General features: G+C 69.6%; 2 protein-coding genes and 1 pseudogene. All 3 read left to right on the top strand.

Annotated elements, in window-relative coordinates:
- Nucleotides 1–1106, top strand: a pseudogene (locus ACZ5CR_RS43310) (type I polyketide synthase); the annotation flags it as partial.
- 392 nt (nt 1107–1498) lie between these two features.
- A complete protein-coding gene (locus ACZ5CR_RS43315) occupies nt 1499–11242 on the top strand; it encodes a type I polyketide synthase (RefSeq protein WP_468868634.1) in 9744 nt (3247 codons plus the stop codon).
- 79 nt (nt 11243–11321) lie between these two features.
- Nucleotides 11322–12788: type I polyketide synthase (locus ACZ5CR_RS43320; RefSeq protein WP_468868637.1), on the top strand; the 1467-nt coding region annotated here is incomplete at its 3' end.

The raw sequence follows: 12788 nt of genomic DNA on the forward strand, positions 1-12788 counted from the left end.
CGGGTGCTCTGGGCGGGCTCGGGCGGATCGTGAGTCGGCATCTGGCCGAGCGTCATGGTGTGCGGGATTTGTTGCTCGTGTCGCGGCGTGGTGAGCGGTCGCCTGGTGCGGATGAGCTCCGTGCGGAACTGGTCGAGGCCGGTGCCCGGGTGCGTATCGCGGCGTGTGATGCCGCCGACCGTGACGCGTTGGCTGCTCTCCTTGCGGAGGTGGGCAGTGATCTTTCGGCGGTGGTGCATGTTGCGGGTGTTCTGGATGATGGTGTGGTCACTTCGTTGACTCCGGAGCGGTTCGACACGGTTCTGCGTCCGAAGGTTGATGCGGCGCTCAACCTCCACGAGTTGACGTCCGGACTCGACCTCTCCGCCTTCGTTCTCTTCTCCTCCGCGGCGGGCGTCCTCGGCAGTGCGGGGCAGGCCAACTACGCGGCGGCCAACGTCTTCCTGGATGCCCTGGCGCAGCACCGTCGGGCGCAGGGCCTTCCCGCGACCTCGCTCGCCTGGGGCCTGTGGGCACAGGAAAGCGACATGACCGGGAAACTGGACACGGGGGATCTGGGCCGGATGGCAAGGGGTGGGGTGGCGCCACTGTCGTCGGAGGAGGGGTTGGCCCTCCTCGACACCGCGGTTGGCGCCGCCAAGGAGTTGCCCGCCGTCCTCGTGCCGCTGCGTCTGGACGCCGCGTCGCTGCGTGCGAGCGCCGGTGCGGACGGGGTGCAACCCGTGTTCTCGAAGCTGGTCCGCACGCCGGTACGCCGGGCCGGACAGGCTCTCGGGCAGGCGGGAAACGGGGACGCGACGAGTGACGGGCCCACCCTTGCCCAGCGCCTCGCCGACCTCACGGACGAGGAGCGGAATCGCACCCTTCTCGAATTGGTCCGCGGAAATGTAGCCATGGTGCTCGGGCATTCCGGAGCCGATGCGGTCGGCGCCACTCGTGGATTCCTGGAATTGGGCGTCGACTCGCTAACGGCCGTGGAACTCCGGAATCGGCTGAACTCCCTTTCAGGGCTGCGACTTCCGGCTACCCTCATCTTCGACTACCCCTCGCCGGCTGCGCTCGCCGCGCATCTGGACGAGAGTCTGCCGAGGGAGGACGCCGGGGGCGCCGGTGGTGCTGTGGGGCTGCGCACCGGTGGTGTCGCCGCCGAGCTCGACGGGCTGGAAGCAGCCCTGTTCGCAGGCCCGTTGGGTGGCGAGGATCGGGTGTCCGTACGGAGCAGACTGCGCACGCTGCTCGGCAAGCTGGAGGTCGAGGAGCAGGGTTCCGGGGCCACGGTCTCCATCGTGGAACAGCTCGAAGAAGCCGATGACGACGACATGTTCGACTTCATCGACAATGAACTCGGCCTTTCCTGAAGCACAATTTCTGAGGGGCTCCATAGGGGGAGGGTAGGGGTTGTTGGTCCTACCCTCCCTATCTACAGTGATCCCTGGATATCGTGCAGAAACGAAAATGGGCGCGATTGGGTTCTGCTCATTTGAAGGAGTCGCACCGAATGGCGAACGAGCAGAAGCTCCGTGACTACCTCAAGCGAGTTACCGCGGACCTCCACCAGACGCGGCAGCGGCTGCAGGAGGCCGAGTCGGCGGACCAGGAGCCGATCGCCGTCGTCGCGATGAGCTGCCGCTACCCCGGTGGGGTCGGCAGTCCGGAGGATCTGTGGAAGCTCGTCGCCGAGGGCGGCGACGCCATCTCCCCCTTCCCGGACGACCGCGGCTGGGACGAAGACCTCCACGACTCCGACCCGGACCGCCCCGGCAAGAGCTACGCGCGCGAGGGTGGATTCCTGCACGACGCCGCGGAGTTCGACCCCGCGTTCTTCGGCATCAGCCCCCGTGAAGCCCTCGCCATCGACCCGCAGCAGCGGCTGCTCCTGGAGACCACCTGGGAGGCGTTCGAGCGGGCGGGCATCGACCCGCTGTCGGCACGCGGCACCCGCACGGGTGTCTTCGTCGGCGTCATGTACGGCGACTACGGCAACCGCATCCTCAGTAACCCGGCGGGCCTTGAGGAGTTCGAGGGCTATCTCGGCAACGGCAGCGCGGGCAGCATCGCGTCCGGCCGGGTGTCCTACACCTTCGGCCTCGAAGGCCCCGCCGTCACCATCGACACGGCGTGCTCCTCCTCCCTTGTCGCCCTACACCTCGCCGCGCAGGCGCTGCGGCAGGACGAGTGCACGATGGCCCTCGCCGGCGGCGTGACGGTGATGTCGACGCCGGACACTTTCGTGGAGTTCAGCCGCCAGCGTGGCCTGGCGGCGGACGGCCGCTGCAAGGCTTTCGCGGAGGCGGCGGACGGCACCGGCTGGGGTGAGGGTGCCGGACTGCTGCTCCTGGAGCGACTGTCGGACGCGCGCCGGAACGGGCACGAGGTGCTTGCGGTCCTACGGGGTTCCGCCGTGAATCAGGATGGGGCGAGCAGCGGGCTGACGGCGCCGAACGGTCCTTCGCAGCAGCGGGTGATTCGGGCTGCGTTGGCGAGTGCGGGGTTGACCGCCGGTGATGTGGATGCGGTGGAGGCGCACGGTACGGGGACGACGTTGGGTGACCCGATCGAGGCGCAGGCGCTGCTTGCGACCTACGGGCGGGAGCGGGGCGAGGGGCGGGAGCCGTTGTGGCTGGGCTCGGTGAAGTCGAATCTCGGTCATACGCAGGCCGCGGCGGGTGTTGCCGGTGTGATCAAGATGGTCATGGCGATGCGGGCGGGTGTGCTGCCGCCGACCCTGCACGTGGATGAGCCGAACTCTCATGTGGACTGGTCGGCAGGGGCTGTTGAGCTGTTGACGGAGACACGTGCCTGGCCTGAGCGCGGTGATTCCCCGCGTCGGGCTGGTGTGTCGTCGTTCGGCGTGAGCGGCACCAACGCGCACGTGATCGTCGAGCAGGTGTCGGAGTCCCCGCAGGACGCGGAGACGGCACCGGTCGAGACGGGGTCGTCGCCTGCGGCACTGGTGCCGTGGGTGGTGTCGGCGCAGAGGCCGGAAGCGCTTTGGGAGCAGGTGGAGCGGCTGCGCGGATTCGTGGTCGAAGAGGGCGAGTTGGACCCGGCGGACGTGGGCTGGTCGCTGCTCTCCGGTCGGGCGAAGCTTGAACATCGGGCTGTGCTTCTGGGGCGGCATGAGGTCTCGGGGACCGTCGTGGAGGGGCGCTTGGGCGTCGTGTTCACGGGTCAGGGCAGTCAGCGGGTCGGGATGGGGTGTGAGTTGTATGACGCCTTCCCGGTGTTCGCGGACGCGTTGGACGAGGTGTGCGCGCATCTGGACGCGGTCCTTGATCGGCCGCTGAAGGATGTGATGTTCGGCAACGATGCGGAGCTGCTTGGGCAGACGGGTTATGCGCAGCCTGCGTTGTTCGCGGTGGAGGTGGCTCTTTATCGGTTGGCTGAGTCGTTCGGGGTGCGGGCGGAGGTTGTTGGCGGTCATTCGGTGGGTGAGTTGGCTGCGGCGTACGTGGCTGGGCTCTGGTCCCTGGAAGACGCGGCCCGGTTGGTGGCTGCCCGGGGCAGGTTGATGCAGGCGCTGCCTGAGGGTGGGGCGATGCTCGCGGTGCAGGCGGCGGAGGCGGATGTACTGCCGTTGCTTGAGGGGCTTGCGGACCGTGTGGGTGTCGCGGCGGTGAACGGTCCTTCGCAGGTGGTGCTCTCCGGTGACCGTGCCGTCCTGGAGGGTGTGGCCGGGTCGCTGAAGAGCCAGGAGCGGAAGGTGCGGTGGCTGAAGGTCTCGCACGCCTTCCACTCTCCGCTGATGGATCCGGTGCTGGAGGACTTCCGTAAGGTCGCGCAGAGCCTGGCGTATGAGACCCCGGCCCTGCCGGTCGTCTCCAACGTGACGGGTGAGCTCGCCTCCGCCGCACAGCTGCGGGACCCGGAGTACTGGGTGCGCCATGTCCGCGATGCGGTCCGCTTCCACGACGGCCTGAACTCCCTCACGTCGTTCGGGGTGTCGACGCTGCTCGAACTGGGTCCGGACTCCGTCCTGACTGCGATGGCGCACGACACCCTCACCGAGCCCGAGGCCCAGGCGGGTCTGATTGCGGCCCTGCGCAAGGACCGCCCCGAGCCCGACACCTTCCTGACCGCCCTCGCCCAGGCGTACGTACGAGGCGTCGACGTCGACTGGACGCCCCTCTACGCTCCGGTCGAGAACCGCCGCCGCGTCGACCTGCCGACGTACGCCTTCCAGCGCCAGAGCTACTGGCTCAACCCTCAGCAGCAGACGGCGGCATACGGCGCGTCCGGTAGTGGTGACCCGGTCGACGAGAGCTTCTGGAACGCCGTCGAGACCGAGGACCTCGGTGCGCTGACGACTGCCCTGGCCGTCGACGAGGAGGCGCCGCTTCGGTCGGTGTTGCCTGCTCTGACGGCGTGGCGGCGGCAGCGGCACGAGCAGTCCGCGCTCGACGGATGGCGCTACCGCGTGGCGTGGAAGCCCCTGAGCAGGGTGGCCCCCGCCAAGCCGACGGGCACCTGGCTCGTTGTAGTCCCCGCCGGTGGTACGGACGACCCGTGGCGGGCCGGGCTCGCCGAGCAGGGCGTGCGGCTTGTGGCCGTCGAGGTGGACGGGGCGGACGTCGGCCGGAATGCGCTCGCCGCTCAACTGCGGGCTGCATCCGATGGAATCACCGTTGAAGGTGTACTGGCGCTGGGCCTGGGCGGCGAGCTCAAGGCCACGCTGACCGTCATTCAGTCGTTGGGTGATGCCGGTGTATCGGCGCCGTTGTGGTGTGCCACGCGGGGGGCGGTGTCGGTCGGGCAGTCCGACGGGGCGCCTGATCCGGGGCAGGCGGCTGTGTGGGGTCTTGGCCGGGTGGCGGCGTTGGAGTATCCGGAGCGTTGGGGTGGCCTCATCGATCTGCCGGTGAACGTCGATAGGCGGGCGCTGTCGCGGTTTGCCGGGGTGCTTGCGGGTGTTGGTGGTGAGGATCAGTTGGCGGTGCGTGGGTCGGGTGTTTTTGTTCGTCGTTTGGTGCGGGTTGAGTCGGAGTCGGTTGTTCCGGCTGTTCCGGTTGGTTCGGCTGGTTCGGTCGGTTTGGGTGGGTTTGTTGGTGGGTGGTCGGCTGGGGGGACTGTGCTGGTCACTGGTGGTACGGGTGCGGTTGGTTCGCATGTGGCGCGGTGGTTGGCGCGTGAGGGGGTGGAGCGTCTTGTGTTGACGAGTCGGCGTGGGCTGTCGGCGCCGGGTGCGGGTGAGTTGGTTGGGGAGTTGGAGGGGTTGGGGGCTCGGGTTTCGGTGGTGGCTTGTGATGTGGGTGATCGGGGGGCTCTTGCGGGGGTGTTGGAGGGGATTTCGGAGGATGTGCCGTTGAGGGGGGTGTTTCATACGGCGGGTGTGTTGGATGACGGTGTTTTGGATGCGATGTCGGGTGAGCGTTTGGCGACTGTGTTGCGGCCCAAGGCTGAAGCGGCTTTGCATTTGCACGAGTTGACCCGGGACAGCGAGCACCTGACGGCATTCGTGCTCTTCTCGTCCCTGACCGGTACGGTCGGCGCGCCCGGGCAGGGCAACTACGCTGCCGCCAACGCGTACCTCGACGCACTCGCCGAGCACCGCACAGCAGCGGGTCTGCCGGCTGTGTCGCTGGCCTGGGGGCCGTGGGGTGGTACCGGGATGGCGGCCGACGACGACGGGGCCGAGGCGCGCATGCGCCGGGCGGGTCTTCCCGTCATGGACGTCGGGCGGGCGACGGAGGTGCTGCGTCAGTCGGTTCGGACCGGCCACTCCGGTCAGTCGGCCGTCGCCCAGGCCGGACGCTCCGCGACGGTCGTGGCCGACGTCCTCTGGGAACGCTTTGCGGACGGCTTCACCGCAGCCCGGCCGAGCACACTCTTCGACGACATCCCGGAGATCGCAGCCGCTCGTGCGACCCGCGCCGCCTCCGGTGCGGACGAGCCCGAGGGACCGGCGCTCAAGCAGCGGCTCGGGGCCCTGTCGCGCGCCGACGCCGAACGGGCCCTGCGCGATCTCGTTCGGGCCCAGGCCGCCACGGTGCTCGGCCACGGCGGGCCCGAGGCGGTGGAGGCAGACAGGGCGTTCAAGGAACTCGGCTTCGACTCACTCACCTCCGTGGAGTTCCGCAACCGTCTCGCCGCCACGACCGGCCTGACCCTCCCCGCGACGCTGGTCTTCGACCACCCATCGCCCCAGGCGATCGCCGACTACCTGCACGCCGAACTTCTCGGCTCGGCGGCGGCTCTGGGCGGTTCGGCCACGGTCACCGACGTCGAAGCGGGGCGGCTTGCACAGGTGCGCGAGGCTGACGACGAGCCTCTCGCGATTGTGTCGATGAGCTGCCGTTTCCCGGGCGGAGTCCGGTCACCGGAAGACCTGTGGCGCCTCGTTGCCGACGGCGTCGATGCCTTGGGGGAGTTTCCCGCCGACCGTGGTTGGGACACCGAGTCGCTGTACGACCCCGACCCGGACAGCTCCGGCACGACGTACGCGAAGCAGGGCGGCTTCCTTGACGGTGCCGACCGCTTCGACGCTGATTTCTTCGGGATCTCGCCGCGTGAGGCTCTCGCGATGGACCCGCAGCAGCGGCTGCTCCTGGAGACGGCGTGGGAGGCGTTCGAGCGGGCGGGCATCGACCCGACGGCGCTGCGCGGCAGCCGTACCGGCGTCTTCGCCGGCACCAACGGCCAAGACTACCTGGACCTCCTGAAGGACGCACCCGCGGTGGCCGAGGGCTACATCGGTACCGGCAACGCCGCGAGCGTCGTCTCCGGCCGCCTGTCGTACGCGTTCGGCCTCGAGGGCCCCGCAATGACCGTCGACACGGCCTGCTCGTCGGCCCTGGTCGCCTTGCATCTGGCGGCGCAGGCGCTGCGCCGGGGTGAGTGCGATCTGGCGCTCGCGGGCGGTGTGACGGTGATGTCGACACCAAGCGCCTTCCTGGAGTTCAGTCGTCAGCGTGGGCTCGCGGTGGATGGTCGTTGCAAGGCGTTCGCGGAGGCTGCGGATGGTACGGGGTGGGGTGAGGGTGTCGGGCTGCTGCTCCTTGAGCGGTTGTCGGATGCGCGCCGGAATGGCCACGAGGTGTTGGCGGTGGTGAGCGGTTCTGCCGTGAACCAGGATGGTGCGAGTAATGGGTTGACGGCGCCGAACGGCCCTTCGCAGCAGCGGGTGATCCGGGCTGCGTTGGCGAGTGCGGGGCTTGCGGCGGGTGATGTGGACGCGGTGGAGGCGCACGGTACGGGTACCACTCTGGGCGACCCCATCGAGGCGCAGGCGCTGCTTGCGACCTACGGGCGGGAGCGGGGCGAGGGGCGGGAGCCGTTGTGGCTGGGCTCGGTGAAGTCCAACATCGGCCACACGCAGGCCGCGGCGGGCGTCGCCGGTGTGATCAAGATGGTCATGGCGATGCGAATGGGAGTGCTGCCGCAGACGCTGCATGTCGATCGGCCGAGCAGCCATGTGGACTGGTCGGCGGGGGCTGTTGAGCTGTTGACGGAGGCGCGGGAGTGGCCTGAGCGCGGTGATTCCCCGCGTCGGGCTGGTGTGTCGTCGTTCGGTGTGAGCGGAACCAACGCGCATGTGATCGTGCAGCAGGCGCCGGAGGCCGTTGAGGAAGTCGAGGTGGCCACGGACGTCGAGACTCCTTCGACGGTCGTTCCATGGGTGGTGTCGGCGAAGAGCGCTGCTGCCCTGCGGGTGCAAGTGGAACGGCTGCGAGAAGTCGCGCCGGTTGATGGCAAGTTGAGTCCTGTGGATGTGGGCTGGTCGCTGGTGTCGGGGCGGGCGGAGCTTGAGCATCGGGCTGTGCTTCTGGGGGAGCGTGAGGTTTCCGGGGCTGTGGTGGAGGGGCGCCTGGGTGTTGTCTTCACCGGTCAGGGCAGTCAGCGGATCGGTATGGGCCGGGGGCTTTACGAGGCCTTCCCGGTGTTCGCGGACGCGTTGGATGAGGTGTGCGCGTATCTGGATGCGGTCCTTGATCGGCCGTTGAAGGATGTGATGTTCGGTGATGATGCGGAGCTGCTTGGGCAGACGGGTTATGCGCAGCCTGCGTTGTTCGCGGTGGAGGTGGCCCTGTTCCGCCTGGCTGAGTCGTTCGGGGTGCGGCCGGAGATACTCGGTGGGCATTCGGTGGGTGAGCTTGTTGCGGCGTATGTGGCTGGGCTCTGGTCCCTGGAAGACGCGGCCCGGCTGGTCGCTGCCCGGGGCAGGTTGATGCAGGCGTTGCCTGAGGGCGGGGCGATGCTCGCGGTGCAGGCGGCGGAGGTGGATGTACTGCCGCTGCTTGAGGGGCTTGCGGACCGTGTGGGTGTCGCGGCGGTGAACGGTCCGTCGCAGGTGGTGCTCTCCGGTGACCGTGCCGTCCTGGAAGGTGTGGCCGAGACGCTGAAGAGCCAGGAGCGGAAGGTGCGGTGGCTGAAGGTCTCACACGCCTTCCACTCCCCGCTGATGGATCCGGTGCTGGAGGACTTCCGCAAGGTCGCGCAGAGCCTGGCGTACAACGCTCCGAAGCTCCCGGTCGTCTCGAATCTGACGGGCGAGCTGGCCGAGGCGGCTGAGCTCCAGGACCCGGAGTACTGGGTCCGCCACGTGCGTGATGCGGTCCGCTTCCATGACGGCCTCAACTCCCTTACTGCATACGGGGTGTCGACACTTCTTGAACTCGGCCCGGACGCGGTCCTGACCGCGATGGCGCACGACACCCTCACCGAGCCCGAGGCCCAGTCGGGCCTGATCGCGTCCCTGCGCCGCGACCGCCCCGAGCCCGACACCTTCCTGACCGCCCTCGCCCAGGCATACGTACGAGGCATCGACGTCGACTGGACCCCTCTCTACGAGCCCATCGCCACCCGCCGCCGCGTCGACCTCCCCACCTACCCCTTCCAGTCGCAGCGCCACTGGCCCGAGCTGAGGAATGCGAACCGTGCCCTTCCGGTCGACGATGAGGCCGCCCGCGTCGATGGTGTGTTCTGGGACGTGGTCGAGCGCGAGGACCTGGAGGCGCTGACCGGGGTCTTGGAGGTCGACGAGGATGCTCCGCTGCGGTCGCTGCTGCCCGCGCTCGCGTCGTGGCGACGGAAGCGGCGTGAGCAGTCCGCGCTGGATGCCCTGCGCTACCAGGTCTCGTGGAAGCCGCTGACCGGCCTGCCGGACGGGACCGCCCCGGCGGGCACCTGGGCCCTCGTGGTACCCGCGGCGCAGATCGAGCACCCGTGGTGTGCGGCTGCCGAGCAGGCATTGGCGGCCCGAGGTGTGAACGTCGAGCGGATCGTGGTCGGAGGGAACGAGGACGACGACACGGTGGTCGCTGACCGCGCGGAGATGGCGCAGCTCCTTGATGGGGTCGGCGAGCGGGCATCCGGTGTGTTGTCGCTCCTGATGCTCGACGAACGGTCGTATGACGGCAGCACCGGCGGCGTCGGCAGCACCGGGGGTGATGGTGGTACGGGCAGTACCCATTCCGGCGCTCTCGCCTGGGGTGTCGCCGCGACGCTCACCCTCACTCAGGCCCTCGTTGACACGGCGGCGTCCGCACAGCTGTGGATCGCGACGTCAGGCGCCGTCTCAGTCGGCGCGAACGACCCGCTGCGCAGCGTCAGACAGTCTCAGGGTTGGGGCTTCGGCCGGGTCGTGGGTCTTGAACACCCCCAGCTGTGGGGTGGGTTGATCGATCTTCCCGAGGCCCGGGAGGCGGGCGTGGAGGCGCGTCTCGTGGACGTGCTCGCGGGGAACGGAGTTGAGGATCAGCTCGCGATCCGCGGTTCCGGTGTGTTCGCTCGCCGCCTGGTGCGCGCGGACATCACGGCTCCGGCGGACCTGCCGGATGCGACCCCGGCGGACAACCCGGAGACCGCGGAGGTTCCGCGGACCTCGGCGACCCCGGCAGAGCCCTGGCGTCCGCACGGCACCGTGCTCGTCACGGGTGGCACCGGTGCGCTCGGCGCGCACGTGGCGCGCTGGCTTGCGGGCAACGGCGCCGAACACCTCGTCCTGACAAGCCGCCGGGGTTCGGACGCACCCGGCACCCTCGACCTGGAGTCGGAACTCACCACCCTGGGTGCGAAGGTGACCGTCACGGCCTGTGACATCGCGGACCGTGCGGCCGTCGCGCGCCTCCTCGGCGACGTGCCCGCCGAACACCCGCTGACCGCCGTGGTGCACGCGGCCGGCGTCGGCCAGGACCAGCTGATCGACGCGACGAGCCCGGCCGACTTCGCCGCCGTGGTGGCGGCGAAGACCGCTGGTGCCACGCACCTGGACGAGCTCCTCGGTGACGAGCCGCTGGACGCGTTCGTGCTGTTCTCGTCGATCGCCGGAGTGTGGGGCAGTGGTGCCCAGGCCGCGTACGCCGCCGCCAATGCCCATCTCGACGCGCTCGCCGAGAGCCGCAGGGCCCGTGGGCTCGCGGTGTCGTCGGTGGCCTGGGGCCCCTGGGCGGGTTCGGGTATGGCGGGCGACGACGAGGCCGCCAGGCACCTGCGCAAGCGCGGCCTGCCAGTGATGCGCCCAGAACGGGCTCTCGCCGCCCTGCAGTCGACACTCGACCGGCGGGACGCCCTGGTAACGGTGGCCGACGTCGACTGGCAGCGCTTCGCACCCGCCTTCACCGTCCAGCGGCCGAGTCCTCTCCTGGACGCACTGCCCGAGGCCCGCGCGGCCCTCGACGCGGCGGCGGGTGGCGGACCGCACGCCGTTGGCACGCCAGGTGCCCCAGGGCCGGACGAAGTCGCTGCCGCCCTACGCGAGCGGCTTGCCAAGGCCGGGCCCGCCGAGCGTGTGCGCACTGTCCTGAAGCTGGTGCGCACGGAGGTGGCCGCCGCGCTCGGGCACACGAAACCGGAGGCGGTACAGGCCGACCGCGCGTTCAAGGAGTACGGATTCGACTCGCTGACGGCGGTCGAACTGCGTACCCGACTGAGCGCGGCGACCGGTCTCGGCCTGCCCAGCACCCTGGTCTTCGATCACCCGACCGCCAATGAGCTCGCCCGCCACCTGCTGGCCGAGCTCCTGCCCGGAGGAGACGGCGCGGAAGGTGGCGTGGACCGTGGTGCGGCGGGCGGTACGCCCGACACCTCCGCGGACGCCGAAGTCCGCAGGGTCCTGGCGGCCGTCCCGATCGCCCGTATCCGCGCGGCCGGACTGATGGACGCCCTACTGCGGCTCGCCGCACCCGACGAGAACTCGGCGGTCGCCACAGTGACCCCGGCCGATGACGACGACGCGGCCGCCTCGATCGACGCCCTGGACGTGGAAACCCTGGTCCAGATGGCCTTGGACAACAGTGACTCCTGACGAAGCACATACAGCACATGCAGCACATGCAGCACGCGCAGCAGAGGCAGCACTCGCAGCACGCAATGTGGAACGGAATGTGGAGCCGGACATGACGAGGCCCTCGGACACGGTCGTTGAAGCGCTGCGCGCGTCTCTGAAGGAGACCGAGCGGCTGCGGCGGCAGAACCAGCAGCTCGCGGCGGCTTCGAAGGAGCCGATCGCGATCGTGGGCATGAGCTGCCGCTACCCCGGAGGCGTGAGCAGCCCCGAGGACCTGTGGCGCATCGTCGCCGACGGAACCGACGCGATCGGCGAACTGCCCGACGGCCCTGAGGGCCGCGGCTGGGACATCGACGGTCTCTACGACCCCGACCCGGAGCGGCAGGGCACCTTCTACACCCGCAAGGGCGGCTTCCTCGACGCGGCCGGAGAGTTCGACGCCGCGTTCTTCGGGATCTCGCCGCGTGAGGCGCTCGCCATGGACCCGCAGCAGCGGCTCCTCCTGGAAACCGCGTGGGAGGCCTTCGAACGCGCGGGCATCGACGTGACGACGCTGCGCGGCACCCGCGCAGGAGTGTTCGTCGGTTCCGGCTACCAGGGCTACGGGGAAGGGATCCGCCAGGCGCCGGAAGGCGTCGAGGGGCACCTGCTCACCGGCAACACCACCAGCGTCATGTCAGGTCGCCTCTCCTATGTCCTCGGCCTGCAGGGCCCGGCGGTGACGGTGGACACGGCCTGTTCGTCATCCCTCGTCGCGCTGCACCTCGCCGCACAGGCACTGCGCCAGGGTGAGTGCACGATGGCCCTCGCCGGGGGCGTCACCGTGATGTCGTCACCCGACACCTTCGTGGAGTTCAGCCGCCAGCGCGGCCTCGCTGCGGACGGCCGCTGCAAGGCCTTCGCTGCGGGCGCGGACGGCACCGGCTGGGGCGAGGGGGTCGGGCTTCTGCTCCTTGAGCGGCTGTCGGACGCGCGCCGCAACGGCCACCAGGTCCTCGCGGTCGTACGGGGTTCCGCGGTGAACCAGGACGGTGCGAGCAACGGCCTCACGGCGCCGAACGGTCCCTCGCAGCGGCGCGTGATCCGCGCCGCCCTTGACAGCGCGGGGCTTGCGACTAGCGATGTGGACGCGGTGGAGGCCCACGGTACGGGCACCACGCTCGGCGATCCGATCGAGGCGCAGGCGCTGCTCGCCACCTACGGCAAGGACCGCCCGGAGGGCCAGGACCCGCTGTGGCTCGGGTCGCTGAAGTCGAACATCGGCCACACTCAGGCCGCCGCCGGTGTGGCCGGTGTGATCAAGATGGTCATGGCGATGCGGGCCGGTGTGCTGCCGCGCACCCTCCACGTGGACGCCCCAACGGGTGAAGTGGACTGGGCAAGCGGGGCTGTTGAACTGCTGGTCCAGGCGAGGGCCTGGCCTGAGCGCGGTGATTCCCCGCGTCGGGCTGGTGTGTCGTCCTTCGGGATGAGTGGCACCAATGCGCATGTGATCGTGGAGCAGGCTTCGGAGGTGGAGCAGGCTGAGGGGGCTGGTGAGTCTGCTTCGGTGGTTCCTGGTGTG

The organism is Streptomyces sp. NPDC031274 (assembly GCF_055570235.1).